Below are 26,228 nucleotides of genomic sequence, written 5' to 3'. Positions count from 1 at the left end.
GTTCCTTCTCCTCGACGGTAGCGCCGCAGCCGGGTCGCCGACGGCGGGCACCGAACGGGCCAGGCCGTCGATGTGGACGCCCGCCGGTGAGTCGCCTGGGAGCCGCCCGGTGTGGGGCTGCCAACCGTGCGGGCAGGCCGGCCCGGCACCCTGCAACGGGTGTCCCAGCAACCCCCCGCAACCGGCAGCAACCCGGCCGCCGTGATCGCCCCGGACCTGGCCGAGCTGGCCGCCCCCACCGACACCCTCCTGCTGCTGGCCGGCAACCCGCGCCGCGGTGACGTCGACGCGGTCGCCCGGTCGCTGGCCACGTTCGGGCAGCGCAAGCCGATCGTGGCCCGCCGGTCGGACCGCACGGTGATCGCCGGGAACCACACGCTGCTGGCCGCCCGCCAGCTCGGCTGGCCGGCCATCGCGGTGGTGTGGGTGGACGACGACGACGTGACCGCCCGCGCCTACGCGCTGGCCGACAGCCGCACTTCGGATCTGGCAGCGACGACCCGGGTGATCTGGAGGCGATGGTGGGCTGGGTGGCCGAGCGGGACGAGGAGCTGCTGGCGGCGGCGTCGTGGTCGCTGGAGGCCTTGGAGGAGGAGCTGGCCGCCCTCGACCTCGGCGACGACGATCCCGGGCCGCCCGTGCCAGGCGAGGACGATGTGCCGGCGGCGGCGCCTCCGACGAGCACCACCGGTGATATGTGGGTGTTGGGGGAGCATCGGGTGCTGTGCGGCGACGCCACCCGGCTCGCCGACGTGGAGCGGGTGATGGCCGGCGGGCTGGCCGACATGGTGTGGACCGACCCGCCCTACGGGGTGGGCTACGTGGGCAAGACCCGCGACGCGCTGACCATCGCCAACGACCGCTTGGACGGCGCCGGCCTGGCCGGGCTGCTGGCCGCCGCGTTCGCCAACGTCGACACGGTGCTCACGCCGGGCGGGAGGGTGTACGTGGCCCACCCGGCCGGCCCCCAGCATCCGGTGTTCTCGGAGGCGGTGACCCAGCGGTGGCGGCTGCGCCAGTCGCTGGTGTGGGTGAAGTCACGGCTGCTGTTGGGCCACACCGACTACCACTACCAGCACGAGGCGGTCATGTACGCCTACAAGCCGGCAGCGGGCCGGTGGGGACGGGGCGGCGAGGTGCAGCACGTCCTCGACGATCTGCGTACCCGCTACCGGTTCGCGTTGCTGGTGGAGCATCACGCCCCCAAGAGGCAGGCCGGGGTCCGCGAGCTCGCCCCCTACGGGTCGAGCCTGTGGCTGCGCTGGCCCGAGCTGGGGTTGAAGCTCATCCCCACCGACGACACCAACCGGGTCATGGACGTGGGCCGCTGGCGGGGCGACCGCCGCCAGTCCGGCTGGCCGGCCCGCCTCGAGCGGGGCACGCCGTGGCCGTGGGTCGGGGTGTGGCCCGACGGGTGGGAGCCGAGGAACCCCCGGTGAGCGTCGCCACCCGCCCCCGCCGACGCGCCTGGCATCCCCGACTGGTGCGGGTCCACCCGGCCCAGCAGACCCTGTGGCCGGCCCCGCCGTGGGGATGCTTCGCCCGCTACGCCAGCGAGCTCGGCGGCTACCAGATCGGCGGCCTCGACCCGGCCGACCTGGCCCTCACCCCCGCCGACATCGACACCCGCCCCGACCCCACCACCACTACAGCCGCCAGCCCTGCTGAAGTGACCCCCCTGTAGTGGTCCGGGTGTTGTGCGAGTCCGTTGCCCCAAGATGGGGCAGGAGGACAGCACCCATGACCAAGCGTCGGCGGCACACGCCCGACCAGATCATCCGCAAGCTCGCCGAGGGCAACAAGCTCCTCGCCGGCGGGACCGAGCTCGACGAGGTCTGCCGGCATCTGCAGATCGCCGATTCGACCTGGCACCGGTGGGTCGCCAGTACGGCGGCATGAAGGCGAGCGATGCGAAGCGCTTGAAGGAGCTCGAGGGCGAGAACGCCCGGCTGAAGAAGCTCCTCGCCGAGGCCGAGCTCGACAAGTCGATGCTCAAGGAGCTGGCCGAGGGAAACTTCTGACCCCGAATCGTCGACGTGCAGCCGTGGTGATGCTGCAGGAACGGTTCAGGGTCCCCGAACGTCGAGCGTGCCGAGTCGTCGGTCAGCACCGGTCCACCCAGCGGCTCGACCCGCCGATACCGAGCGACGACGAGGTCGAGCTGCGCGCCTTCCTTCGCGCCTTCTCCAAGGAGCGGCCACGGTGGGGGTGGCGCCGGGCCGCCAAGGCTGCCCGCCGGGAAGGCCGCAAGGTCAACAACAAGCGGATCCAGCGCCTGTGGCGCGAGGAAGGACTCAGGGTGCCCTACCGCAAGCGCAAGAAGCCCCACCGCGGGATCGGCACCGCCGTCGGCGCCATGTGCCCCATCGCCCCGAACGCCCTGTGGGCGCTCGACTTCAGTTCGACACCACCGTCGACGGCCGCACCCTGAAGCTGTTGAACATCGTCGACGAGTACACCCGCGAGTGCCCCGCCATCGTCGTGGACCGCTCCATCGACGCCGACCGCGTCGTCGCGACCCTCGACCGGATCGCCCTGCAGCGCGGGTTCCCGCGTTCGTGCGCTTCGACAACGGTCCCGAGTTCATCGCCATCGCCGTCGCGGACTGGTGCCGGTTCAACCGGGTCGGGTCGATCTTCATCGACCCCGGCTCGCCCTGGCAGAACGCCTGGATCGAATCGTTCAACGGCCGGCTCCGCGACGAGTTCCTCAACGGCTGGCAGTTCGACAACCTCCTCGAAGCCCAGGTGCTCATCGAGGACTGGCGCATCGACTACAACGAGCACCGACCCACAGCGCCCACGGCGACCTCACACCCAGCGAGTTCGCCGAGGCCTGGACCACCCGACACCAACCAGCACTCGCATAGCGCCTGGACCACTCAACGGGGACCCCTCACTGCCGCCGGCCCGCCGGCCGATGGGCCGCCCCCGCCGGGCCGGTGGCGCGACCTGGCCGTGTGCCGCGGGCTCGATACCAGCCTGTTCTTCCCGCCACGCGAAGGCGCCGCGGAGCTGGCAGCCGCCCGGGCCATCTGCCACACCTGCCCCGCCCAGGCCGCCTGCGCCGAATACGCCATCGTCAACCATGTCCGCCACGGCGTGTGGGGCGCCACCAGCGAACGCCAGCGGCGCCGCATCCGAGCCGCCCGACGCAAAGGAACCGCCGCGTGAGCTGGTGGCGCTTCTCTACTCTGAGTCCAGAGAGGCGGGCACGGACCCAGGGGTGGTCGAGCCCTCTCTCCGATCGCCCATCGACTACGACAGGAGCGGCCGTGAACGAGCCGTCAGGCCCGACCCTCGGGAAGCTCGAAGAAGTGGACCCCGGCGACGTGTGGAAGGGCGAGGCCAGCGACTTCACCCCGTGGCTCCTCGACCACTGCGCCCCATCCGCCGATCGCTAGCGTGATCGGAGTGACAGACCCCCCGGACGGTCGACAGTCCTTCCCCCGTCTCGAGGGACGGGACCTGCAGCGTCGGGCCGTGTCACTCCCCGATGGCTTCGAGGGCGAGCGCAACGTCGTGATCGTGGCGTTTCGCCGCGAGCACCAGACACTGGTCGACTCATGGGTACCGTGGCTGGACGCACGCGCCAGCGTCGATCCGGGCCTGCGCTTCTACGAGATGCCCACGATCGGCACGCAATGGTCGCCCGCCCGACGCATGATCGACGGCGGGATGGCCACTGCCATCGGCGACCCTGTGGTGCTGCAACGCACGATCACCGTCTACACCGATGTGCGCCGGGTGACCGATGGTCTGAGCATCGACCGGACCGACACCGTGTGGCTGTTCCTGGTGGACGCCACGGGGGCCGTGCGCTGGCGGGGCCACGGCGCGTTCGACGACGACGTCGCCGCGAGCCTGGGTGCGGCCCTCGACCTGGCGGCCGGGGTCGCGGACGACACGCCAGCTGTCGCGCCACCGGAACGCGTCAGGCAGTTCGACTTCGCCTTCGACGGCCGCACCCGGCCGCTGCTGGCGCTGATCGGGGTGGTGCCGTCGACGGCCCACGTCACCCTCGACGGTGCCCGGCTGGTGGCCCGGTTCGGCCCGTGGTCGTGCGAGACGACGGTCGACAACGTCGTCTCGGTCGAGGTCACCGGCCCCTACCGTGCCCATCGGGCCATCGGGGCCAGGGCCTCGTTCGCCGACCGCGGTCTCACCTTCGGCAGCGCCACCGCCGGTGGGGTGTGCCTGTGCTTCCGCGAGCCGGTGCATGGACTGGACCCGTTCGGTGCCGTCGCCCACCCCTACCTCACCGTCACCGTGGCCGACCGGGAGGGATTCGCAGCGGCGGTGCGCACCGCTGCAGGGCTCACCTGAGTGCGCCAGGCAGGGCACAGAGAACCCGGACCCGCGTTGGCCTGCTGCGCCAGCTGGCTGCCGGGCGCTGCCAACCGCGCGGGCAGGTCGGCCCGGCACCCTGCAACGGGTGTCGCAGCAACCCGCCGCAACCGGTAGCAACCCGACCGCTGTGATCGCCCTGGACTTGGCCGAGCTGGCCGCCCCCATTGACACCCTCCTGCTGCTGGCCGGCAACCCGCGCCGCGGTGACGTCGACGCGGTCGCCCGGTCGCTGGCCACGTTCGGGCAGCGCAAGCCGATCGTGGCCCGCCGGTCGGACCGTACGGTGATCGCCGGGAACCACACGCTGCTGGCCGCCCGCCAGCTCGGCTGGCCCCACATTGCGGTGGTGTGGGTGGACGACGACGACGTGACCGCCCGCGCTTACGCGCTGGCCGACGACCGCACTTCGGATCTGGCAGCGACGACCCGGGTGATCTGGAGGCGATGGTGGGCTGGGTGGCCGAGCGGGACGAGGAGCTGTTGGCGGCGGCGTCGTGGTCGCTGGAGGCCTTGGAGGAGGAGCTGGCCGGCCTCGACCTCGGCGCCGACGATCCCGGGCCGCCCGTGCCAGGCGAGGACGATGTGCCGGCGGCGGCGCCTCCGACGAGCACCACCGGTGATCTGTGGGTGTTGGGGGAGCATCGGGTGCTGTGCGGCGACGCCACCCGGCTCGCCGACGTGGAGCGGGTGATGGCCGGCGGGCTGGCCGACATGGTGTGGACCGACCCGCCCTACGGGGTTGCCTATGTCGGCAAGACCCGCGACGCGCTGACCATCGCCAACGACGACCTCGATGGGGACGGCCTGGCGGGGCTGCTGCACGCGGCGTTCGCCAACGTGGACAGGGTGCTGGGCCCGGGGGGATGGTGTACGTGGCCTACCCGGCCGGCCCCCAGCATCCGGTGTTCTCGGAGGTGGTGACCCAGCGGTGGCGGCTGCGCCAGTCGCTGGTGTGGGTGAAGTCACGGCTGCTGTTGGGCCACACCGACTACCACTACCAGCACGAGGCGGTCATGTACGCCTACAAGCCGGCAGCGGGCCGGTGGGGGCGCGTCGGTGGGCGGGGCTGGTTCGGCGACCACGCCCAGGTGTCGGTGTTCCACGTCGACACCCCCAACGCGTCGCGGGAGCACCCGACCATGAAGCCGGTCGAGCTGATCGTCCCGATGGTGCGCAACAGCAGCCCGAAGGGCGGAGCGGTGTTGGACCCGTTCGGCGGGTCGGGGTCGACGCTCATCGCCTGCGAGCGCACCGGCCGGCGGGCCCGCCTGGTCGAAGTCGACCCGGCCTACGTGGATGTGATCTGCCGGCGCTGGCAGGACTACACCGGCCGGCTGCCCGTCCTGGAGGCCACCGGCGAGCCCTGCGACTTCGGCGATGACCGCACCGCGGCGTGACTGGGCGCTGGGCCGCCGCCTGTGGGGCGACGGGCAGACCGCCTCGCAGATCGCGGCGGCGTTGGGCTGCACCCGCCAGGCGGTCGACAAGCACGCCAAGGCCGAGCGGTGGGAGCGCACCACCGAAGCGGCCCGCCTGGCCGCCCACCAGCGCGCCGAGCAGACACGGGCCGCCGTCGAGACGGCGCACCGCCGCTGGGCGGAGCGCCGGGCCGGCGAAGCCGACGCCGCCGGCATCACCGCCGCGGTCGTCCGCCAGGCCATGCGCGACGCCGCCGCGGCGGCCAACGCGCCGATGCTGTCGGCCGCGGCCCGCGCCTACGACACTCTGATCCGCAACGCCCAGCTGCTCTCCGGGGGGGCCACCGAACGGGCCGAAGCCCTCGACGCCATCGACGCCGAGGTGGCCCGCCTTGTCGACCAGCTCCGCGGTGGCTGACCTGACAGGGCTGCCTGCCGGCGAGCTGCTGGCCCGGGCGTCGCCCCACGTGCGGGACCGCCTGGTCGGACTGGTCGCCTGGCACGCCACCCGCCACGCCCATCAGACGCCCCCCGACGGCGACTGGGGGGTGTGGGTGCTGTCGGGCGGGCGGGGCTCAGGCAAGACGCTGGGCGGCGCCCAATGGCTGGCCGACCAGGCCATGGCCCACCCTGACAGCCGCTGGGCGGTCATCGCCCCCACCTTCGCCGACGGCCGCGACACCTGCGTGGAAGGCGTGTCGGGGCTCCTGGCCGCCGTCCCGGCCACGTGGGTGGCCGCCTGGAACCGCAGCCTGGGCGAGCTGGTCCTCGTCAACCAGGCGCGCATCAAGCTGTTCTCGGCGGCCGAACCGGAACGGCTGCGCGGCCCCCAGCATCACGGCGCCTGGCTCGAGGAGCTCGGCGCGTGGGCCGACCGCGACGCCTGGGACCAAGCCATGTTCGGCCTGCGCCTCGGGGTGCGGCCCCGGGTGGTGGTGACCACCACCCCCCGCTCGACGCCGCTGCTGCGCGAGCTGTGGGAACGCGCCGGCCACCCGGACGGGGCGGTGCGGCTGGTGCGGACGTCGACGTGGGCCAACCGGGCGCACCTGTCGGCCGCGGCGCTGGCCGAGCTCGAAGCCCGCTACGGCGGCACCCGCCTGGGCCGCCAGGAGCTCGAAGGCGAGCTCCTCGACGACGTCGAAGGCGCCCTGTGGCAGCGAGCGTGGATCGACGGCCACCGCGACCCGAACGTCCCCGTGTTGCACCGGGCGGTGGTCGGGGTGGACCCGCCGGCCACCGCCGGCGGCGACGAATGCGGGATCGTCACCGTCGGGCTGGCCGGCGCCGACGCGTGGGTGCTGGGCGACGACAGCCTGCACGGCAGCCCGGAGCGGTGGGCCGCCCAGGCGGTCGGCGCCTACCACCGCTTCGCCGCCGACCGGGTGGTCGCCGAGGTGAACCAGGGCGGCGACATGGTGGTGTCGGTCATCAAGGCGGTGAACCCGATGGTGCCGGTGCAGGTGGTGCGAGCCACCGGCGGGAAGGCGGTGCGGGCCGAGCCGGTCGCCGCTCTCTACGAGCAGGGCTGGGTCCACCATGCCGGCGCGTTCCCCGCTCTGGAGGATCAGATGTGCCAGTGGGTGCCGGGCGAGGGGGGCAGCCCCGACCGGGTGGACGCGTGCGTGTGGGCGGTCACCGCGCTGTTCCCTCAGCTGGCCGCCGGCCCGGCCCGCACTAACGCCGAGCTGGCCCGGACGCGGCTGCCGTTGCGGCTGCCACCACGCCAGCCGGCCGGGCGGGCATGGTCGGCTCGGTGAGGTTCCCGTTCCCCGCCCGAGTCACCGTCGACGGTGCCGTGTACGAGCCGTGCCGGCTCGCGGACCACGACGGCACGGTCGAGGTGTGGTGGGCCGAGCACCGCACCGCCACCCCCTGACGGATCGCCGTCATCCCCGCCGGGCAGGTCACCTGCGACGGGCGCCGCTGGACAGCCCCCGGCCTGACGGTCGAAGCCGGCGGCGGCTGCGGCTGCGGGCAACCGGCGGCGTGCCATCGTCGGCGTTCCTTGCCGGTGAGTTGGTCGGTGCCGTAGGAGACGACGTAGAAGCGGTTCTGGCGTTGGATGATGTAGCTCATCGCCCCAGCGTGGACGACTTCGACGCCAACCCGAAGGGCTGTCATCCACGTTGGTCATCAGGGTGCTCGCTCGTTGGCGTGCGGCTCAGGCGGCGGCGTAACGCCCAGACCACGGCGCCAGATACGAGGAGGACGGTGCCGCCGATCACGCTGCTGGCGGGGAGCGCGACGGCGAGAGTGACGCAGCCGATCATGCCGGCGACGGCGAGCGGGCGGGGCCAGCGCCGTTCGCTTGCGGTGAGGGTGACCGCCGAGGCGTTGGCCACGGCGTAGTAGAAGAGCACCGCGAACGAGCTGAACCCGATGGCACCTCGGACGTCGGCGACGAGCACGACGGCGATGACCGCGGCGGCGACGACCGTCTCGGCGCGGTGGGGGATCCGGTGGACCGGATGCACGGCGTCGAGCCAGCGCGGCAGGTCGGCCTCGCCGGCCATGGCGAAGGTGGTGCGACTGACGCCGACCAACAACGACAACAGCACCCCGAGCGAGGCGACGGCGGCGCCGGCACGGACCACGGGTTCGGCCCAGGACCACCCGCTCGCCTCGGCCACGGTGGTGAGCGGCGCGCTCGTCGCCGCCAGCGCGGCGGGGCCAACAGCGCACAGCGACACGACAGCCACGGTCGTGTAGACGACGAGGGTGATGCCGAGCGCGATCGGGATGGCTCGGGGAATGGTGCGGGCGGGGTCGCGGACCTCTTCGCCCAGTGTGGCGATGCGGGCGTAGCCGGCGAACGCGAAGAACAGCAGCGCGCCCGCCTCGAGGACGCCCCGGACACCCCCGTCGGTGAGCGGCCCGATGTTCGCGGTCGTCGGCGACGACGACAATCCAGCGGTGACGACGACGGCGAGCGCCCCGAGCACCACCCCCACGAGGACGCGAGTCAGCAGCGCGGTCTTCTGCACACCCCGAAGGTTCACCGCCGTAAGCGCCACCACCGCGCCGATGCCGAGCGGACGCGCCAGGTCGGGTGCGACGTAGCTGCCGAAGGTGAGCGCCATCGCCGCGCAGCTCGCGGTCTTGCCGATCACGAACCCCCACCCGGCCAGGAACCCCCAGAGGTGCCCGAGCCGCTTGCGGCCATAGACATAGGTCCCACCTGACGCCGGGTAGAGCGCCGCGAGCTGCGCGGAGGAGGTGGCGTTGCAGTAGGCGACGACCGCCGCGAGCGCCAGGCCGATGAGGAGGCCGCCGCCCGCGACCGCGGCGGCCGGGCCGATAGCGGCGAACACCCCGGCGCCGATCATCGACCCCAGGCCGATCACCACCGCGTCGCGAGTGCCGAGGCGGCGAGCCAGCCGGGTGTCGGGCTGCGCGTCGTCGGCGCCGGTCACGGGAGCACCTCATCCGCGAGCTCCTGCAGGACCCGCCGGCCCTCAGCGAGCTCACGCCGACCGGCGGCGGTGATCCGGTAGACCCGTCGGGCCCGTCCCTCGACCACCACCTGGCGGGAGCGCAACAGACCCTGCGCCTCCATCCGGTGCAGCGTCGGGTACAGCGTCCCCGGACTGATCCGGTAGCCGTGATGGGCGAGCTCCTCGGCCATCCACGCCCCGTGCACCGCACCCTCATCCGCGTGGTGGAGCACATGCAATCGGATCGCGCCGCGAAGCAGTTCCTTCACGGGAACATGATGTCGGATACAGATATCGAGTGCCGATATCGGTTGTTCCAGTGGGCTGAGGCCCGCCGCTGGGAGTCGGGCCAAGCTCGTGGGAGGCTCACGTCCATTCTCCTCGACCGCCTTGACCCAATGGCGCAGCTCCGGGCTCGCCCGTCTCGCGGAGCTCGAAGCGGAGCACGCCAACCTGACCGGGACCGGCCCGGGCCGACGGTGGGGGACCACCCAGCTCAACCGGAGCCTGTTCCTCGCGCTGGTCGCCCAGTTCCAGAGCTACTGCCGGGACCTCCACGACCAGGTTGCGCAGGTGTTCATCGCCCAGGCCAGCCCGCGGCAGGCCGATGCGCTCGAGGTGCTGATCGTGCAGGGCCGCCGAACTCGACACGCACAACCCGAGGCGATCCACGCTCGGCCACGACTTGCCCCGACCGGGTGGACGCGTGCGTGTGGGCGGTCACCGCGTTGTTCCCTCAGCTGGCCGCCGGCCCGGCCCGCACCAACGCCGCCGAGCTGGCCCGGACGCGGCTGCCGTTGCGGCTGCCACCACGCCAGCCGGCCGGGCGGGCATGGTCGGCCCGGTGAGGTTCCCGTTCCCCGCCGGAGTCACCGTTGACGGTGCCGTGTTCGAACCGTGCCGGCTCGTCGACCACGACGGCACGGTCGAGGTGTGGTGGGCCGAGCACCGCACCGCCACCCCCCGGCGGATCGCCGTCATCCCCGCCGGGCAGGTCACCAGCGACGGGCGCCGCTGGACAGCCCCCGGCGTGACCGTCGAAGCCGGCTGCGGCTGCGGCCACCCGGTCAAGCGGCTCACCGAACGGCGCATGGCCCAGCTGCGAGCCACCGAGACGCCGGCGTGAGCGACCGGTGCGGCTACGGCCCGGCCCTCGCCGCCCTCGAGCTCGCCGCCAACCTGGCGGTGGACGTGGTCGCCGTGCACCGCCTCACCCGCCTCGTGACCAGCGACGAGCTCACCCGGCCGATCCGCGAACGGGTCGTCGACCGCAACCCTGACGGGCGTCTCGCCTACCTGGCCGGCTGCCCGTGGTGCGCGTCGGTGTGGGCCGGGCTCGCGGTGGCCGCCGCCCGCCGGGTCGCCCCCCGAGCCTGGCGGCCGCTGGGCTTCGCGCTCGCCGCGTCCACCGTCACCGGGCTCCTCGAGGGCGGCTGAAGACAGCGACGGATTCGGATTCGGCGCTGCCCACGGTGCGCCGATAGTCCCATGCCGCGAGGCGGCACCAGGTTGCGTGGAAACTGATGTGTATTCAGCGCCTCCTGACGTTGCGAACGTTGAGGTCTACGCCACGCGCGCCTACCTGTCGTCCTTGTAGTCAGGGAAGAGCGCTGCTCGGATGTCGGGGGGGGGTGTCGTGCGCCAGCTCGATGGGACCACCTGAGCGCCAGTGGCATGGGACCACTTCGTCGGGGTGTCAACGTCGGCGACGGGATGATCGCCGGGCCGCTGGGGTGCGGTGTCGAGCGCGTCGAGGCTCTGGAGGGCGAAGTCGTCGATGATCAGCAGGTCCACGCGGAGGAGCTTGCGGATCTCGGTGTCGTGGCTGTTGTCGAGCCGGCTGGCGCGGAGCCGTTTGAGGAGCCGGTCGCAGCGTTCGAAGTGCACGGTGTAGCGGCGGCGGATGGCGGCGTGGCCGAGGGCGGTGGCCAGGAAGGTCTTGCCGACCCCGACGGGTCCCATGATGACGGCGTTGTGGCCGCCGTCGACGAACCGCAGTGAGCACAGTTCGGTCCAAGTAGCCCGGTCGTAGTTGACCTTGGCGGTGTCGTCCCAACGGTCCAGGGTCATCGACGGGTCGAGCCCGGCGGCTCGTGATCGCAGGGCGGCTGGAGGTTGTCTCTCGACGGGTGACTTCGTCGGCCAGGACGAGCTCGAGGAACTCGGCATGTCCCATGCGGCTGGTGGATGCGAGGGCGAGTCGTTCGGGGAGGGTGTCCAGGCAGCGGCCGAGCTTGACGCGGCGCAGCAGGGCCCGCAGTTCGGGGGTGACCGTCGGGGTGGTCATCGGACGGCCTCGGTGCGGGTGACGGCGAAGTGGCCGGGATCACGGGCGAACCGGCCGGCGACCACGATGCCTGCTGGTGGTGTGGTCGGCGTCGTTGTCTGTTCGGTGCCGCGTTCGAGCATGCGGCCGATGAGCCCGACGTTGACCTGCTCGTGAGCGAGGGCGCTGGCGCAGGCGGTGTCGACCCGCTCGGCGCCCCACTTCTTGACGAGTCCAAGCAGCGCGTAGACCTGGCGCATCTTGGTCCAGGGCAACGGGATGTCCAGCAGCGCCGAGGCGTAGGCGCCGACGTTCGGCCCGTGCTCGGCGGCCATGGCCCGGAGCCGGTCGAGGTCCCGCATGGCGTAGACGGTCTTGGTGGCCGGGAGGTCGTCGGGGTCGGTTGAGCGGCGGCCTGGTTGCTGGCGGGGATGAACCTTGACGAGCTGGCCGCGGTGGAAGATCCGCACCAGCGCCCGGTCGGCGCGCACCTCGACCCGGGCCCCGATCAGGGCGCCCGGCACCGAGTAGAGCGACCGGGCCACCTCGACGTGATGATCCCTATGCACCTTGGCTGTCGCGTAGATCGGCACGTCGTAGGGCGCCGTCGGCGCCGGCGCCAGCCAGGGCAGCTCTTCGACGGCGAACACCTCGACGGGTCGCTGCTGGGTCGTGCCATGCACCCGCAACCCGGCCCGCTCCCGGCACCACACCTCGACGCGGCGTTGGGCGTCGGCCAGGTCGACGAAGCGCTCGCCGGCGAAGAACGAGCCGCGCACGAACTGCACCTGCCGCTCGACCCGGGGCTTGTCCTGCGGGGAGCGGACCCGAGCCGGGTCGATCTTGAACCCGCGGGCCTGCGCGTACTCGACGAAGGCCTGATTGAAGCGGGGCTCCAACGCGTCGGCGCCCTCGACCACCGCGGCGAGGTTGTCGGGGATCAACGTGGAGAACACGCCACCAAAGAACGCCCACGCCGCCTCGCACCCGGCGATCACTGCGTCGGTGGTCTGACGGTGGGTCAACCACACGAAGCAGTGCCGGGAGAAGCAGGCGGTGAAGATCAACGCGTGCACCACCCGGTCCCGGCCCGCCGCCGGGTCGAAGATCAGGCCCATGCGACCGAAGTCGACCTGGAGCTCGTCGCCCGGTTCGCCATCGTTGACCCGGACCGTCGGGCCCCGACCGCGGGTGCGCCCCAGGACCTGTGCGATGTAGCGCTGCACCGTCCGGCACGGCACACCCACGCCGCGCCGCTCCAACAGCTCGTGGATCCTCACCGCGGTGAGGTCGTCGGCGACCCACCCGGCGATCTCGTCGTGGTGGGCCTGGAGCAGCCGCCACGCCTCGCCGTGCCCGTCGAGGCGGTGCGGGCGGACCGCTTCCACCACCACCCCGATGAACACATCGGTCAGCTGCTCGTCGCCGCCGTCGCGGACCAGCCCCAACCCGACCGCGGCATCCACATAGCGGCGCACGGTCTTGCGGTCGAAGCCGACCAGCCGTTCCGTCGCTCGGATGCCCTCACCGGCCAGCCACAGCCGCAGCACCTCACGAACCTCGAACACCCGGACCTCCCTGAACGCCATCGCCGCCTCCCGGCCCGCTGATCCGACGGCGGCAACTGGACCGTTCAGCAGGACCGACGGTGGTGGACCCCAAGTGGTCCCATCACTGGCGGCGGGGTGGTCCCATCACTGGCGCTGGGGTGGTCCCATGCTCCTGGCGCTCAACGCTCCCAGGTGGTCCCATGCGGCTGGCGGGCGACAGGGGGAGTCCTCGGGGAAGATGCGGAGACGGCCCGACGGGATCTTGCGGGTGGGGATCTTCCCCTTCCTGATCCAGTCGTAGATCGTCCACATCGACACGTTGTAGCGGAGAGCCGCGGTTCGGGGGCTGATCGCCGGTGTCGACATGAGACCGACCGCAACAACTTCGTCGGGGAATGCTTGGGTTTTGTATGTCTTAGAGGGCGGTCCACACCCCAAGGATCGCCGGGGGAGCAGCGGGATCTGGGCCCGCCTCGCCGGCGGTGACACATGCGTGAACGGGTCTGCCCACCCTGCCGGTGCGCCGTCCGGCACCCTCATCGGGCGTGCCAACCCCAAGGACCCGCAAGGCCATGCCGCCGCAGGCGACCGGCCGGGTGATCACCGCGGCCGGCCAGCGCATCGACATCGGCGACCACACCACCGCCAGGCAGCTCCAGCAGCGCCGCCAGGACTGGCAGCCCCTCGCCTGGGCGTTCTACGAGTCCGTCGGCGAGGTCCGCTACCCGGTCGAGTCCCGCCGACGCGACGGAGCTGGTCCTCAAGACCGTCGACGCGGCCGTCGCCGACGGCTTCCCGCATGGGTGGGTGTGCTCGTTGTGGCAGGTGTCCGACGACCGGGTCCACCGGTGGCGGGCCCGCCGCCGCCACGAAGGCACCCTCGTGGACCAGGCCGGGCGGGCACCCGGTGCACGGGATCCTGCCCGGTGAGATCGACGCCATCTTGGCCGTGGCCGAGCGGTGGGGGCCGGTCGACCGGTCCCACCGCAAGCTCGCCCACCGCGGCTCCTACGAGGGCCTGGTGTGGGTCGCGCCGTCCACGTTTCGGCGCGTCCTGGCTGCTCACGGCCTCGTCCTGCCCGAACCGGTCACCCGTGCGCCGAGCGTGAAGAAGCCGTGGCCGGACTGGCTGGTGTGGGCACCGAACCGGATCTGGATCTACGACGCCACCCACTTCACCCGGTCCCGCCGGGTCGTGTTCGCCATCATCGACATGGTGTCGCGCAAGTGGATCGACACGCTTGTGTCGGTCGAGGAGACCGCCACCCAGGTCCAGGTGATCTTCGAGCACGCCCTCGAGGTCGAGGGCCTCCTCGAGCTGTTGACCGACACCCGGCTCGACCTCGCGGCCGACGACCCGGCCCGCCCGATCCTGCTCGCTGTGTCTGACAACGGGCCGCCGATGGCCGCCACCGACACGCGGGCGTTCATGACCCTCATGGCCATCGCCCAGCACCGCGGCCGCCCCCCACCCCGACCGACCAGGCGTGGATCGAGAGCTTCTTCGGGCACATCAAGGGCGAGTGGCCCCACCTCGAAGACCTCGACGATCCCGTCCAGCTCGAAGCGGAGCTCGCCCGCGTGCGGATCGAGTACAACGGCGCTTCGCGGATGAGCGGGGTCTTGTGATCAGCTGAGGTCCCGGGCGCGAGACAGGGGCTCGACGAATCTGGAGATGTCTGACGTCTCGAGATCGAGGAGCCCCTGTGTCCTTGGATGCTACGTGCAGCTGCGAGCTGCTGGTTGGTCTGCCCGATGTCGAGGTGCTCGAGGTGGTGGAGCGTGACGGGCAGCTGGTGGTCACCGTCGCGACGCGGGGGTCTCGTCCTGGGTGCGCGGAGTGTGGCGGCCCGGTGATGACCAAGGACCGTTCGGATGTGTCGCTCGCGGATCTGCCGTGCTTCGGACGCCCGACGACGCTGGTGTGGCGCAAGGTCCGCTGGTCGTGCCCCTCGCCGGCGTGTCCGGTGGGTTCGTTCACCGAACAGGCACCCGAGATCGCGGCGCCTCGCTTGGCGATCACGGATCGGGCGGGACGATGGGCGACGGTGCAGGTGGGCCGCCGCGGCCGTTCGGTGGCCGAGGTCGCCGGCGAGTTGGGGTGCGGGTGGCACGCGGTGATGGACGCGGTGGTCGGGTACGGCGAAGCGCTCATCGATGATCCCGACCGGTTCGCTGATGTCGAAGCCCTCGGGTTGGACGAGACGCTGCACGTCCGGCAAGGGCCGTGGCATACCCAGTCGTGGTCGACCCAGATCGTCGACGTCGGCAGCGGTCAGCTCCTCGATGTCGTCGCCGGCCGCTCATCGAGCGGCCCCTGTGCATGGCTCGCCGAACGGCCCGACGCCTGGCTCGACGGGGTGCGCTGGGGGGCGATGGACCTGTCGGGCCCCTACCGGAAGGTGTTCGACACGATGTTCCCCGACGCCACCCAGGTCGCCGATCCTTTCCACGTCGTGAAGCTGGCCAACACCAAGCTCGACGAGTGTCGGCGCCGGGTGCAGAACGAGACCATGGGCCACCGGGGCCGCAAGGACGATCCGCTGTATCGGTCCCGGCGGCTGCTCACCAAGGCTGATGAACGTCTCGACGACCGCGGACGCACCAAGCTCCTCGGGCTCCTCGACGCCGGCGACCCCCGCGGTGAGGTGCGCGCCGCGTGGCACGCCAAGGAGGTCGTGCGCTCCATCTACGACCACCACGACCCCGACCTGGCGCTCGAGTTCGTGTCCCGCCTCGCCACCGACCTCCAGCACGACTCGTGCCCGACCGAGGTCCGCTCCCTGGGCCGCACCCGCTCACGGTGGCGACACGAGATCGCCGCATGGCACCTCGCCCACGTGTCCAACGGCCCGACCGAAGCGGTCAACAACCTCGTGAAGCGCGTGAAACGAGTCGCGTTCGGGATCACCAACTTCCGCAACTACCGGATACGCGCCCTGCTCTACGCCGGCAAACCCAACTGGCACCTGCTCGCCACCATCACACCCCGCTGAAACGCGGAGCGCCCGATTACCGTCGGGCGTCCACCCAGGCAAGCGCGTCGTCATGCGCCCGTGTGAGGGTGGCTCCGACCCGTTCGGTGCCTGCGTACAGGTCGTCGGTGTCGATCACGTCGGTGATCCCGGCGATGCGCAGCTGCTCCAGCACGCGATCGCTGACCGACGCCAACTTGAGCTTGCTGCCGGCGGCGACGAGTGTGGTCGCGTAGCGATGGAGCATGTCCATGAACGTCGTGCCCAGGTCTGTGCGGCCGCGGAGTCGGAGGATGACGACCGATCCCGACGATTGGGGGCCGACCGCGGGCAGCATGGCCTCGATCACCGGAGCGGCCGCGAAGAACAGGCTTCCGTAGGGCTGCAGGATCACCACCGCGCCAGGCGGAAGCACCGCCGGCGGATCGGCCTCGACGAGGTGACCGTCGGCCTCGAGGACCTGCTGGCGCACGATGACCTGGTTGGACTGGCGGACGACGTGGAGCACGATCGAGAGCCCGACGCCGATCAGCACGGCGTACTGCAGCGGCACGAGCATCGTGAGACCGAACGTCACGGTCAGCACGACCTTCTGAACGGTGCCGACCTTCCACACGGTCGTCAGGTCGGCGGGCTTGATCGTCCGGATGCCGATGAGCATCAAGAGCCCAGCGAGCGCCGGCATGGCGATGTTCGCGACCGCGTCGCCGAAGGCCACGACGACCACGGCCATGACGACGGCCGCCGTCAGGAGCGAGGCCCGGGTCTGCGCACCGGCCTCTTTGTTGATTGCGGATGCCGACACCGATCCACCGACGGGCATGCCCTGCAGCACGCCGGACGCGAGGTTCGCGGCACCCTGCCCCACGAAGTCGCGTGACCCGTCCGGGTAGGTGCCGTCCGGGTTCGGGAACGTCGCAGAGATGCCGGCGCCCTGCACGAGCCCGACGAACGCCAGCGACACCGCCGGGATAATCAGCATGGGCACGGAGCGGAGCTGCGGGACTTCGAACGACGGGAGCGAGTCGAGTTCGATGCCGAGATCACCGAGGGTCGCAACCTGTTCCCAGCCGCCGATGTATGCCGCTGCCGAGGTCGCGATGACGGCGATCACCAGGCCGATGGCGCCGAGCCGGGTGCGGCCGAGCAGGATGATGATCGCAATCGTCGCGAGACCGACCGCCAGGGTCGGCGCATTCATCCGGTCCGGTCGTACGAGGGTGTTGACCGCCCTCACGACACGATTGGGGCCGTCGGCGCTGTAGCCCGTGAGGTTGGCCAGTTGGCCGAGCACGATGTTGACGCCGACCGCGTTGATGAACCCGACCATCACGGCGTTCGAGACGAACCGCAGGACGGCGCCGAGGCGCAGCAGCCCTGCCACGAGCATGACCGCTCCGGTCAAGACCGACAGTGTCGCCAGGGCCCGAGGCGCGCCCGCTCCATTGAGACCTGGGACGTCGGCGATCACCATCGCCATCGCGCCCGTACCCTGCACCGCCATGAACGTCGAACTCGTCACCAGGGCGCCGGTCGCCGTTCCGACCATGTAGCCGTAGAGACCTGCTGACGGGTTGAGCCCGGCCAACAGACCGGTCGCCAAACCATCGGGGACGGACTGGACGCCGAGCACGACCCCGGCGGTCAGGTCGCGGCGTGACGGTCGGGAACGCAGCAGCCGGCGGATCACGCTGAGGGTCGATCGCTCAGTCGAGCAGTCTGGCCTTCTGCTGGGCGAACTCGGCGTCGGTGATCACTCCCTGTGCTTGGAGCGCCGCGAGCTTGGAGATCTCGTCAGCCGTGCTGACCGAGCCCGCAGTCTGGCGGATGTAGGCCTGCACCGCTTCCTCGTGAGCGACGGCGTCGGCGTGGTCACGTTGGGCCATCGATCGGCCGCGAGCGATCAGGTACACCAACACGCCGAGCCAGGGGATCAGGATGACGAACAGGGCCCAGAATGCCTTGCCGACGCCGCCGAGGTTCTTGCTGCGGAAGATGTCGATGACGACGCGGAACACGAGCATGATCCACGCCACCCAGAGGAAGAAGAAGATCATGGTCCAGAACATGGCGAGCAGTGGGAAGTCGTAGGCGAGCATGGGTCTCTCTCTCGGTTGGTGGTGTGAGGTTTGACGGGACGCGATCTGGGTGGTCAGGCCCCGGATTTCAGGGCATCGGTGAGCATTTCGAGGGCTTGATCGACGGTGAACGTCGCCGCCTTCTGTCGCGGCGGGAACTCGAGGAACGTCAGGAGGAACTCACGCATCACGTGCTGTGACGCGGCGACGATGAATGCGTTCTCCATCAGCCACTGCCAGTACGTGTTCGAGGTGATGTCGGCGTTCTCGAAGGGGTCGATTCGCAGGTTGAACAGCTTCGGCACCCGAAGCTTGACGAACGGCTCGGCCCAGATCTGCAGGGTCCCGCGGCAGCGCTGCTCGAGGAACACGACCTTCCAGTTGTCGTAGCGCAGCGCGAGTACGTCACCGTCGTCGGAGAAGTAGACCAGGCTCGTCCGTGGAGACTTCTCCGCTTCGCCGGTGAGGTACGGCAGCAGGTTGTGACCGTCGAGGTGCACCTTGAACGTTCGGTCTCCGACCGTGTGGCCGGTCTTCAGTCTCGCCACGACGTCGTCGTCGCCGGCGACAGCGACGAATGTCGGCAGCCAGTCGGAGTGGTGCACCATCTCGTTGGAGATCGAGCCGGCCGGGATCCGTCCGGGCCACCGGATCACCTCGGGGACGCGGAAGGCACCCTCCCAGTTGCTCGCCTTCTCGCTACGGAACGGCGTGGTGCCCGCGTCGGGCCAGCTGTTCTCATGGGGCCCGTTGTCGGTCGAGTAGATGACGATCGTGTCATCGGTGATCCCGAGCTCGTCGAGCTTGTCGAGGATCTCGCCGACGTTTCGGTCGTGGTCGATCATCGTGTCGTGGTACTCGGACTGCCAGCGACCCGACTGGCCGACGCTCTCGGGCTTGGGGTGGGTGAACAGGTGCATGTGGGTCGTGTTGATCCACGTGAAGAACGGGGTGCCGCTGGCGTGCTGACGCTCGATGAAGTCCAGTGCGGCCGCGACGATGTCGTCGTCGATCGTCTCCATCCGCTTCGCGTCGAGCGGGCCGGTATCCTCGATGGTCTGCTTGCCGACACGCCCCCAACGCGGGTGCTCCGTCGGGTCGTCCTCGTCGGTCGCGAAGCACCTCAGCACACCACGCGGACCCCAGTTCTCCCGGAAGTTCGGGAAGTCGGCGGCCGGCGGATAGTTGGGACGCTCGGGCTCTTCCTCGGCGTTGAGGTGGTAGAGACTCCCGTAGAACTCGTCGAAGCCGTGCACGGTCGGCAGGAACCTGTTGAGGTCGCCGAGGTGGTTCTTGCCGAACTGGCCCGTGGCATAGCCGTGCGGTTTGAGGAGTTCGGCGATGGTGGGGTCTTCGGCCTGCAGGCCAATGGCGGCCCCGGGGAGCCCGACCTTGCTCAATCCGGTCCGGTAGACGGACTGGCCGGTGATGAAGGCCGAGCGGCCGGCGGTGCAGTTCTGCTCGGCGTAGGCGTCGGTGAACATCATGCCCTCGCGGGCGAGCCGGTCGATGTTCGGCGTCCGGTACCCCATGACGCCGTGGCTGTAGCAGCTGAGGTTCGTGATCCCGATGTCGTCGCCCCAGATCACCACGATGTTCGGCTGGCCGTTCGGCATGCGAAGCTCCCTTCGAGAACGCGGCCGTGACAGTCCAGTCGTCTGTGGGCGGAGCCACATCACCCCGGGCGGGGTGAGCCGGGCCCAGCTCATCCTCGACGGGGTGATGCGCATGGTGCTGCGGGTGCACGACTGTCGGCGGTCGATGACCCATCGATCGTCGTTCCATCGGAAGCTGCCGCGCATCGGTGAGGACAGCGCCCTGCGCCGGGAGGCCGTCACGATGGGCTTCTACACGTGCGTCACGCTGTTCGCCGCGCTCGCGGTCGGCGACGACTCCGCCGCTCCGCAGCCGGCCGAGCTGGTCGCGTTGATCTGGATCTCAACGGTCGGACTGGCACTCGCACACTGGTTCGCCGCCACGATCGCCATCCAACTGGTGCGAGATGAGCACGCTCACCACTCGACCGCCGAGTACGTGCTGGCTCACCTGCTCATCCCGGCAGTGGCGGCCGCGTCGACGAGCCTCGTGGTGCTCATCGTGCCCGACGACGTCAAGATGCTCAGCGGCCGCCTCACCGCAGCCGCACTCCTAGCGCTGCTCGTCCACAGCGAGTCGCGGCGAGGGGGTGCGTCGCCGTTGCGCAGCGTTCGCCTTGCCGTGCTGGCATTCGGGTGCGCCGCCGGGATCGCCGTCCTCAAGCGGCTGCTGTTCTGAACGTGAGTCTTCGCGTCGGCCGGGCAGACGACAGGCTCACAGCCCGAGGATCTGGGTCTTCTTCGCCTGGAATTCGTCGTCGGTGAGGATGCCTGCCTCTCGCAGCTCGCCCAGCTTCCTGAGCTGGTCGTAGACATCGTCGGACAGAGCCGCCGGCGCAGCGGTGGCAGGAGCACCAGTCGGCGCGACCTGAGGCGCCTGTGGTGCCGGCGCCGCGGCCTGTGCCTTGGCCGCCTGGTTCGACGCCGCCTTGTTGCTCACGGCGCTGGCGGTGCCGACGACGACGGCCGTTCTCGCTGCGGTGTTGACCAGACTCGGTTGTGCCGGCCGACCGACTCCTCTACGCCTCATGACGGGACCTCCTGCGACTCGATGCTCGAAATGATGTCGGTGACCACCTGATGTGGAAGTCGGCCACCGATCAGGACCTCACCCCCGGCGTTGCGGACCGCTCGCCCGAGGTCGGCGGCCCACAGGTCCTCCCAGACGATGAACAATGCCGAAGAACCCGCAGGGATGTCGGCTGCGAGGTCGCGCACGTCGTCGTCGCTCAGCACGTCGCCGGCATCGCCGTCGAGTGACGCGAAACCCCCCAGCTCGTCGAGTTGGTCGAACTCGAACGAGAGCACGCTGCCGTCGTCGTCCTTCTTGACGAAGACGAGGTCGAGGATGCGCACGGTGCGCTTGTCGACCAGATCGACCAAGGCCGGGATGATCGAACCGTCGAAGCGATTGCCCGGGAAGTCGATCACGATGTACTCCACCGGCGCGAGATCGGGCACCAGCCTTCGTCCCGTGTCGGTACGTGGAACGGTCGTCGGGGGCATCGTTGTCTCCTCAGGGCTGCCTGCCGGTCCGATGCACGGCGTCGGCTTCGCAGTCTCGACGAACCCGTACGGTGTCGAATCACCCCGGGGTGGGTGACTTCGAGCTCCCCACGCCGACGAACCACCGGATGACGTAGCCTCGCGGAGAGGACCCGACGCATGGCAACACCACCGCTCAAACCGCCGGTCTCCAAACTGACACCTCCCTCTCTGCGTTCGGGTCTGGTGCAGCGGCACCGGCTGTTCGACCGGCTCGACGCATCGAGCGCATCGTCGCTGACCCTGCTGCTCGGCTACGCAGGGGCGGGCAAGTCAGTGCTGCTCTCGTCATGGCTGGCAACGCGACCGGCAATGCGATGTGCGTGGATGTCGTGCGACAGCGGCGACGCCGACCCGCTGCGGTTCTGGACCACGCTGGTCACGTCGGTCCGCATCTGCGAACCGTCGTTCGGCGACGACACGCTCGACCGGATCGAACTCGACGGCCGGGTGGGTCTTACTGCCATCGGCGTCCTCAGCGACGAGCTTCGCGCTGTCACCGAGCCCCTCGTCATCATCGTCGACGACCTCCACGATGCTGCCGACGAGTCGTTGTGGCCGTTGCTCTCCGCCTTCATCGAGTGGCTACCCCCAGCCCATCGCGTGATACTGGCGAGTCGCAGTGAGCCGCCACTGCCGCTGCACCGCTGGCGCGTGGAAGGCCGACTCGCCGAGATCCGCAACGCACAGCTCGCCTTCGACGAGGACGAGGCAGCCGCACTGCTCGCGGGGCTGGGCGCTGTCCTCGACAGCGATGCTGTGTCGCTGCTCGCCCATCGAACCGAGGGGTGGGCAGCTGGGCTGCAGCTCGCAGGTCTGTCGCTTCGCGACCGCGACGACGCATCTGCCTACCTCGACGCGGTTGCGGCAACGGACCGGAGTCTCGCCGACTACCTGACCGCGGAAGTCCTGGAGCAGCAGCCCGATGACGTCACCGACTTCCTCCTTGCGACGTCGGTGCTCCGCGAGCTGGATGCTCGAGCGTGCCACGCGATCACCGGACGCCTCGATGCTCACCAACGACTTCGAGACATCGAGGCACGCGGACTCTTTCTCGTACCGCTCGACCATGAGCGCCGGCGCTACCGGTATCACCACCTGTTCGCGCAGCTCCTGCAGGCAGAGCTGCGCCTGCGCGACGAGCAACGGGAACTCCAACTGCACGAGACGGCGTCGGAGTGGTACGAGCGCGAGGGCGATCTCGACCTCGCCGTATATCACGCAGTCCGCGCTCGGGCGACCTCGCGCGCCGTCACGTTGCTTCGTGACCGCCTCGTCCGCATCTACTTCTCCGGGGTTCCGCTCCGGCCGACTCGATTGATCGACCTGCTCGATGACGCGACGCTGGGTCAGGAGCGGGAGCTCGCACTCGAGTTCGCCCTCACGGTCGGGATGAACGGTGCGCTCGACGAAGCCGGTCGGTGGTTGCGGCGCCTTGCACTGCTCGACGACACGCAGGTGGACCCCGTCTTTCGAGGTCGGCTCGCGGCGGCGCAGGCGTTCTGGGAAATGGCCCGGGGCGGCGCCCAACGGGCGATGTCGCACACCATCCGTGCTCGACAGCTGCTCGACCCATCCGAGGACATCGCGCGGCAGCTGACCGTCGCCGAATCCCGAATCAGGCACTACCTCGACGACCTCGACGGGGTCCGCCGACTCGCCGCCGCCGGAGCCGCGCAGGAACTGCCGCCGATGGCCGAGGTGGTCGTCACGGGCGCACACGGCGCCATCGAGGGCGATGCCGGTTACCTGGACACCGCCGATCGGCTCGGACGAGCCGCGCTCGAGCTCGCGGACGCAAGCGGGACTCGTCAGCACCATGCGGCCGGTGAGGCCCTCCGCGTCGTCGCTGCAGTGCACCTCGAACGCCTCGAACTCGACCTCGCCGAACCCCTGCTCGAGCAGGCGCTGTGCACGGTCGAGCGGGAACGGCCGGCCATCGAGCTGCTCTGCCTGGTGGACCAGGTCTGGCTCCTCGTCGAGCGACGCAGTATGGACGACGCCTTCGAGACCATCGCTCGAGCGGCGTCGCTCGCCGAGCAGGTGGACGCATCAGCGGCTCTGCTGTCGAGGGTCACTGCGACCAGTGCGCACCTCCATCTGCTGGCCGGTGAGATCGCTCGCGCGGAGGAACTCGTTCGCGCGACGCCCACGGGGACGCGGCGACAGCTCGAAGCGGCTCGACTCTCGATCGCACAACAGCGTCCCGAGGATGCGGCGGGCATCCTCGACAATGTCGAGACGCACCAGTGGCCTCGGTACGAGCTGGAGGTGCTGCTCCTTCGCTCACGGGCCACACTCGCACTCGGTCGATCGACCCGTGATGTCGAACACTTCATCGAGTCTGCGCTGACCATCGCCGAGGAGCATCGGTTCATGCGGTCGCTGCTCGTCGACGCCGGTCCGCTCGACGACGTGCTCCGCGAGACGCTGCGCCGAGCACCCAGCGGCACGTACCGAGACGAACTGGCGCAACGACTTCGCTCGCGAACGCCCGTTCCGAGAACGGTCGACAGCCCAGGTGCAACGTTCCTGCCGAGCAGTCGTGAGCTGGAGATCCTCCGACACCTCGCGACGGGCCTGTCCAACCGCGAGATCGCCGCGGGGCTGTACATCTCCCTCAACACGATGAAGACCCACGTTCGCAGCCTGTATCGCCGGCTGGGTGTGTCCTCACGTTCGCAAGCGGTCGCTGCGGGTCGGGCTCGTGGACTGCTGTAGCCCACAACCGATCCGGCCCGTCGATCTCATCGACGAACATCTGATCCACGCCGGGGTCCTGCTGGCTCCGGACCCACGTCCCCGGACACGCCGATGAGCCTGAACCAGCCGACCGATCCGCTCATCCCATCACAACGGATTCGCCGACGACTCGCATCGATCGAGGCTGCTGCGATCGCGGGGATCGTGTGTGCCGTCGGGTGGGCAATTGCCCTGCGTGGTCTGCTCAGCGTGCCGGGCATCGGTGCATCCGACAAGGAGATCAACGAGTACTACGCCGACACCTCGAACGCCACGGCCGCGATCGTGTGGCTGCAGATCCTTGTCGTGTCGACGATCGCCTTCCTCTGGTTCGTGGGAGTGGTGCGCGGACGCCTCGGCGACCGCGAACCGCGTCTGTTCGGCACCGTGTTCTTCGGTTCCAGCGTCCTCCTCGCAGGACTGCTGTTCGCAGGCACGGCACTCCTCGCTGCACCATCGGTGCTGCTCGCTGTCGGCGACCGAAGCCCTGACCCCGAAACGGTCTCGGTCTTCCGTGCCGGCGCAGCGGTCGTGCTGTCGGTCTTCGCGCCGCGCATCGCCACGCTGGTCATGCTCTCAACCGCCAGTTTGGGCCGAGCCACTGGTGCGCTTCCCGGCTGGTTGGTCGTGCTGACCTACGTCATCGGGGTGATCGCATTCGTCAATATCAGCATCGCGACACCGACCGTGTATGCCGTACCGGCCTGGATCGCGTTGGTGAGCATCGTGCTGCTGGTGCGGCGCCCACCACAAGGCTTCGGCCTCGAGCCGGTGTCCGGGCCGGCTGCTGGCTGATCGCCGCATCGATCACCCTGCCCGGGGTGATTCGATTGCCGGGAGCTTCGTCGACACTTCGAGACCGATGCCTGATCCGGACGCCTACTTCGCCGACGTGTTCGCCAACTACCGAGACCACGTCAATCCCTACCTGGCCGAGTACCTGGCGTTCGCCGGTTTCGGGGTCGAAGTACATGGCGAGGGCTGCTACATCGAAGATCACGCCGGTCGCCGGTACCTCGACTGCCTGGGCGGATACGGCACCTTCGCCCTGGGGCATCGTCATCCCGCGGTGGTGGCCGCAGTGAGAGAGCAGCTCGACTCGCTGGCCATGAGCGGCAAGGCATTCTTCAGCAAGCCTGCTGCCGATCTTGCAGCCGAGCTGGCCAGGATCGCGCCTGCGGGTCTGCAGTACACGTTCTTCAGCAATTCCGGCGCCGAAGCCGTCGAGGCCGCGCTCAAGTTCGCGAAGATCACCACAGGACGCAGCAAGATCATCTCGACGGACGGCGGCTACCACGGAAAGACCCTGGGTGCGCTCGCCACGACCGGACGCGAGAAGTACCGCACCCGCGTCGAGCCACTCATGCCCGGCGTGGAGTTCATCCCCTTCGGCAACACCGCAGCCGCTGTCGCCGCCATCGACGTCCAGACCGCCGCCTTCATCGTCGAACCGATCCAGGGTGAGGGAGGCATCCACGTACCTCCGGACGGGTACCTCCGAGCGATTCGCGACGCCTGCGACCGTACCGGCGCGCTCATGATCGCCGACGAAGTGCAAACCTGCATTGGGCGCACCGGTGCGATGTTCGCCTGCGACCACGAGGGCGTCGCCCCGGACATCATGACCCTCGCGAAGCAGCTCGGCGGTGGCGTCATGCCGATCGGCGCGACCATGGGCACGGCGGCGGTCTGGGAGGCCGTGTTCTGCGAGAACCCGTTGATGCACACGTCCACCTTCGGCGGAAACCCCCTGGCGTGCGCTGCCGGCCTCGCCGCCGTCCGGGTCGTACAGGACGAGAACCTCGTCGCCCGGTCACGCGACCGGGGTGCACTCATGCTCCAACTCCTACGGGAGATGCAGAACCGGCACCCGGACTTCATCGTCGATGTGCGCGGCAAGGGCCTCATGATCGGTGTCGAGTTCGCGACCGACGACGCCTGCGAGCTGACCGTCGGACAGATGCTGAAGCGCGGCATGTGCGCGGCCTACACCCTGAACAACCCACGCGTCATCCGACTGGAGCCGCCGCTGATCATCAGCGACGACGAAGTGCGCACAGCGGTTGAGATCCTCGAAGGAGCGCTCACAGACGTCCGCCAGCAGCTGGCGTAGTCGACATCCGGACAACCAGCAGCGAACCAAGTCGGAGCCGTCGCTTCCCCGGCAACTGCCGAGTGGATCGTCGAACGCGGATCGATCGACTGATGAGTGGCTCACCCGGGTTCCGCAGTTGATGGGCACATGAGGGGGGTTCGGCGCGCGAAAGTGGCGC

26 protein-coding genes and 3 pseudogenes are annotated in these 26,228 nt (G+C 70.0%); 19 read left to right on the top strand and 10 right to left on the bottom strand.

The annotated features are described in order from the left end of the window. Positions 1-159: 159 nt before the first annotated feature. From IPM45_04095 to IPM45_04045, 11 genes and pseudogenes are all read left to right on the top strand, one after another. Positions 160-765 carry a ParB N-terminal domain-containing protein gene (locus tag IPM45_04095; protein MBK9178746.1) on the top strand — a complete coding sequence of 202 codons (606 nt, stop codon included), beginning with the start codon at positions 160-162 and terminating at the stop codon, positions 763-765. Then, positions 702-1,439 carry a site-specific DNA-methyltransferase gene (locus IPM45_04090; protein ID MBK9178745.1) on the top strand — a complete coding sequence of 246 codons (738 nt, stop codon included), beginning with the start codon at positions 702-704 and terminating at the stop codon, positions 1,437-1,439. Before IPM45_04095 ends, IPM45_04090 begins: the two co-directional genes overlap by 64 nt. Beyond that, positions 1,436-1,684: a hypothetical protein gene (locus tag IPM45_04085; GenBank protein ID MBK9178744.1), complete on the top strand. Its 249-nt coding sequence runs from the start codon at positions 1,436-1,438 to the stop codon at positions 1,682-1,684. Before IPM45_04090 ends, IPM45_04085 begins: the two co-directional genes overlap by 4 nt. A gap of 56 nt (positions 1,685-1,740) precedes the next feature. Then, positions 1,741-2,869 (top strand): annotated as a pseudogene (locus IPM45_04080) (IS3 family transposase). Positions 2,870-2,957: 88 nt separating this feature from the next. After that, the gene (locus IPM45_04075; GenBank protein ID MBK9178743.1) at positions 2,958-3,173 is read left to right on the top strand and encodes a WhiB family transcriptional regulator; all 216 of its coding nucleotides are present in this window, start codon (positions 2,958-2,960) and stop codon (positions 3,171-3,173) included. A gap of 708 nt (positions 3,174-3,881) precedes the next feature. Beyond that, the gene (locus IPM45_04070; GenBank protein ID MBK9178742.1) at positions 3,882-4,325 is read left to right on the top strand and encodes a hypothetical protein; all 444 of its coding nucleotides are present in this window, start codon (positions 3,882-3,884) and stop codon (positions 4,323-4,325) included. Between the two features lie 109 nt (positions 4,326-4,434). Beyond that, on the top strand, positions 4,435-5,040 hold the full coding sequence (locus IPM45_04065; protein MBK9178741.1) for a ParB N-terminal domain-containing protein: 606 nt from the start codon (positions 4,435-4,437) through the stop codon (positions 5,038-5,040). Then, positions 4,995-5,270, top strand: a complete 276-nt coding sequence (locus IPM45_04060; protein ID MBK9178740.1) for a site-specific DNA-methyltransferase — start codon at positions 4,995-4,997, stop codon at positions 5,268-5,270. The genes IPM45_04065 and IPM45_04060 overlap by 46 nt, the downstream gene beginning before the upstream one ends. Next, positions 5,252-5,746, top strand: a complete 495-nt coding sequence (locus IPM45_04055; protein ID MBK9178739.1) for a site-specific DNA-methyltransferase — start codon at positions 5,252-5,254, stop codon at positions 5,744-5,746. Before IPM45_04060 ends, IPM45_04055 begins: the two co-directional genes overlap by 19 nt. Continuing rightward, positions 5,727-6,185, top strand: coding sequence for a hypothetical protein (locus IPM45_04050; GenBank protein MBK9178738.1), 459 nt, complete (start codon positions 5,727-5,729; stop codon positions 6,183-6,185). Before IPM45_04055 ends, IPM45_04050 begins: the two co-directional genes overlap by 20 nt. After that, positions 6,178-7,527 (top strand): DNA-packaging protein, encoded by a 1,350-nt coding sequence (locus IPM45_04045; GenBank protein MBK9178737.1) that lies wholly within the window; start codon positions 6,178-6,180, stop codon positions 7,525-7,527. The genes IPM45_04050 and IPM45_04045 overlap by 8 nt, the downstream gene beginning before the upstream one ends. Positions 7,528-7,887: 360 nt before the next feature. Here IPM45_04045 and IPM45_04040 read toward each other — a convergent pair whose 3' ends face one another. Further along, the gene (locus tag IPM45_04040; GenBank protein MBK9178736.1) at positions 7,888-9,096 is read right to left on the bottom strand and encodes an APC family permease; all 1,209 of its coding nucleotides are present in this window, start codon (positions 9,094-9,096) and stop codon (positions 7,888-7,890) included. Positions 9,097-9,179: 83 nt separating this feature from the next. Continuing rightward, a complete protein-coding gene (locus IPM45_04035; GenBank protein MBK9178735.1) occupies positions 9,180-9,473 on the bottom strand; it encodes a helix-turn-helix transcriptional regulator in 294 nt (97 codons plus the stop codon). Positions 9,474-10,090: 617 nt separating this feature from the next. On the opposite strand from IPM45_04035, the gene IPM45_04030 reads away from it, so the two are divergent. Beyond that, entirely contained in the window at positions 10,091-10,330 is a 240-nt protein-coding gene (locus tag IPM45_04030) for a hypothetical protein (GenBank protein MBK9178734.1), read from the top strand. Further along, positions 10,327-10,641 carry a DUF1360 domain-containing protein gene (locus IPM45_04025; GenBank protein MBK9178733.1) on the top strand — a complete coding sequence of 105 codons (315 nt, stop codon included), beginning with the start codon at positions 10,327-10,329 and terminating at the stop codon, positions 10,639-10,641. Before IPM45_04030 ends, IPM45_04025 begins: the two co-directional genes overlap by 4 nt. Before the next feature lie 141 nt (positions 10,642-10,782). Here IPM45_04025 and IPM45_04020 read toward each other — a convergent pair. The 3 genes and pseudogenes from IPM45_04020 to IPM45_04010 form a co-directional block, all read right to left on the bottom strand. Then, a pseudogene (locus tag IPM45_04020) lies at positions 10,783-11,491 on the bottom strand (ATP-binding protein). Beyond that, complete coding sequence (locus IPM45_04015) at positions 11,488-13,059, bottom strand: IS21 family transposase (protein ID MBK9178732.1); 1,572 nt, start codon at positions 13,057-13,059, stop codon at positions 11,488-11,490. Before IPM45_04015 ends, IPM45_04020 begins: the two are co-directional and overlap by 4 nt. 105 nt (positions 13,060-13,164) lie before the next feature. Beyond that, entirely contained in the window at positions 13,165-13,386 is a 222-nt protein-coding gene (locus tag IPM45_04010; GenBank protein ID MBK9178731.1) for a hypothetical protein, read from the bottom strand. A 541-nt stretch (positions 13,387-13,927) separates the two neighbouring features. On the opposite strand from IPM45_04010, the pseudogene IPM45_04005 reads away from it, so the two are divergent. After that, positions 13,928-14,649, top strand: a pseudogene (locus tag IPM45_04005) (transposase family protein). Positions 14,650-14,726: 77 nt separating this feature from the next. Continuing rightward, positions 14,727-16,016: an ISL3 family transposase gene (locus IPM45_04000; protein ID MBK9178730.1), complete on the top strand. Its 1,290-nt coding sequence runs from the start codon at positions 14,727-14,729 to the stop codon at positions 16,014-16,016. Between the two features lie 16 nt (positions 16,017-16,032). Here the strand turns inward: IPM45_04000 and IPM45_03995 are convergent, their stop codons facing one another. From IPM45_03995 to IPM45_03985, 3 genes are read right to left on the bottom strand one after another with little or no spacing between them, the layout of a single operon-like run. Next, on the bottom strand, positions 16,033-17,670 hold the full coding sequence (locus IPM45_03995) for a SulP family inorganic anion transporter (GenBank protein ID MBK9178729.1): 1,638 nt from the start codon (positions 17,668-17,670) through the stop codon (positions 16,033-16,035). Positions 17,671-17,701: 31 nt separating this feature from the next. Beyond that, complete coding sequence (locus IPM45_03990; GenBank protein ID MBK9178728.1) at positions 17,702-18,094, bottom strand: SHOCT domain-containing protein; 393 nt, start codon at positions 18,092-18,094, stop codon at positions 17,702-17,704. A gap of 53 nt (positions 18,095-18,147) precedes the next feature. Continuing rightward, positions 18,148-19,689 (bottom strand): arylsulfatase, encoded by a 1,542-nt coding sequence (locus IPM45_03985; protein ID MBK9178727.1) that lies wholly within the window; start codon positions 19,687-19,689, stop codon positions 18,148-18,150. A 106-nt stretch (positions 19,690-19,795) separates the two neighbouring features. On the opposite strand from IPM45_03985, the gene IPM45_03980 reads away from it, so the two are divergent. Next, on the top strand, positions 19,796-20,347 hold the full coding sequence (locus IPM45_03980; GenBank protein ID MBK9178726.1) for a hypothetical protein: 552 nt from the start codon (positions 19,796-19,798) through the stop codon (positions 20,345-20,347). 36 nt (positions 20,348-20,383) lie between these two features. Here IPM45_03980 and IPM45_03975 read toward each other — a convergent pair whose 3' ends face one another. Together IPM45_03975 and IPM45_03970 are read right to left on the bottom strand one after the other, a co-directional pair. Continuing rightward, a complete protein-coding gene (locus IPM45_03975) occupies positions 20,384-20,698 on the bottom strand; it encodes an SHOCT domain-containing protein (protein ID MBK9178725.1) in 315 nt (104 codons plus the stop codon). Next, the gene (locus tag IPM45_03970; protein ID MBK9178724.1) at positions 20,695-21,174 is read right to left on the bottom strand and encodes a DUF1269 domain-containing protein; all 480 of its coding nucleotides are present in this window, start codon (positions 21,172-21,174) and stop codon (positions 20,695-20,697) included. Before IPM45_03970 ends, IPM45_03975 begins: the two co-directional genes overlap by 4 nt. 159 nt (positions 21,175-21,333) lie before the next feature. On the opposite strand from IPM45_03970, the gene IPM45_03965 reads away from it, so the two are divergent. The 3 genes from IPM45_03965 to IPM45_03955 all read left to right on the top strand — a co-directional run bounded on the left by IPM45_03965 (position 21,334) and on the right by IPM45_03955 (position 26,068). Then, on the top strand, positions 21,334-23,934 hold the full coding sequence (locus IPM45_03965) for an AAA family ATPase (protein MBK9178723.1): 2,601 nt from the start codon (positions 21,334-21,336) through the stop codon (positions 23,932-23,934). 93 nt (positions 23,935-24,027) lie between these two features. Beyond that, a complete protein-coding gene (locus IPM45_03960) occupies positions 24,028-24,750 on the top strand; it encodes a hypothetical protein (GenBank protein MBK9178722.1) in 723 nt (240 codons plus the stop codon). A 67-nt stretch (positions 24,751-24,817) separates the two neighbouring features. Further along, positions 24,818-26,068, top strand: coding sequence for an aspartate aminotransferase family protein (locus tag IPM45_03955; GenBank protein MBK9178721.1), 1,251 nt, complete (start codon positions 24,818-24,820; stop codon positions 26,066-26,068). Positions 26,069-26,228 lie beyond the last annotated feature (160 nt).

The organism is Acidimicrobiales bacterium (assembly GCA_016716005.1).
GTDB lineage: Bacteria > Actinomycetota > Acidimicrobiia > Acidimicrobiales > JADJXE01 > JADJXE01.
Note: the sequence above shows the minus strand (reverse complement) of the source record. Positions and strands in the feature narration are given on the sequence as shown.

What these genes read in the sequence shown, in the direction of transcription:
- IPM45_04050 (MBK9178738.1), top strand. Translation starts at nt 5,727, where the DNA reads ATGACCGCACCGCGGCGTGACTGGGCGCTGGGCCGCCGCCTGTGGGGC.
- IPM45_04040 (MBK9178736.1), bottom strand. Translation starts at nt 9,096, where the DNA reads ATGATCGGCGCCGGGGTGTTCGCCGCTATCGGCCCGGCCGCCGCGGTC.
- IPM45_04015 (MBK9178732.1), bottom strand. Translation starts at nt 13,059, where the DNA reads ATGGCGTTCAGGGAGGTCCGGGTGTTCGAGGTTCGTGAGGTGCTGCGG.
- IPM45_04010 (MBK9178731.1), bottom strand. Translation starts at nt 13,386, where the DNA reads ATGTCGACACCGGCGATCAGCCCCCGAACCGCGGCTCTCCGCTACAAC.
- IPM45_03990 (MBK9178728.1), bottom strand. Translation starts at nt 18,094, where the DNA reads ATGCTCGCCTACGACTTCCCACTGCTCGCCATGTTCTGGACCATGATC.
- IPM45_03985 (MBK9178727.1), bottom strand. Translation starts at nt 19,689, where the DNA reads ATGCCGAACGGCCAGCCGAACATCGTGGTGATCTGGGGCGACGACATC.
- IPM45_03980 (MBK9178726.1), top strand. Translation starts at nt 19,796, where the DNA reads ATGCGCATGGTGCTGCGGGTGCACGACTGTCGGCGGTCGATGACCCAT.
- IPM45_03975 (MBK9178725.1), bottom strand. Translation starts at nt 20,698, where the DNA reads ATGAGGCGTAGAGGAGTCGGTCGGCCGGCACAACCGAGTCTGGTCAAC.
- IPM45_03970 (MBK9178724.1), bottom strand. Translation starts at nt 21,174, where the DNA reads ATGCCCCCGACGACCGTTCCACGTACCGACACGGGACGAAGGCTGGTG.
- IPM45_03965 (MBK9178723.1), top strand. Translation starts at nt 21,334, where the DNA reads ATGGCAACACCACCGCTCAAACCGCCGGTCTCCAAACTGACACCTCCC.
- IPM45_03960 (MBK9178722.1), top strand. Translation starts at nt 24,028, where the DNA reads ATGAGCCTGAACCAGCCGACCGATCCGCTCATCCCATCACAACGGATT.
- IPM45_03955 (MBK9178721.1), top strand. Translation starts at nt 24,818, where the DNA reads ATGCCTGATCCGGACGCCTACTTCGCCGACGTGTTCGCCAACTACCGA.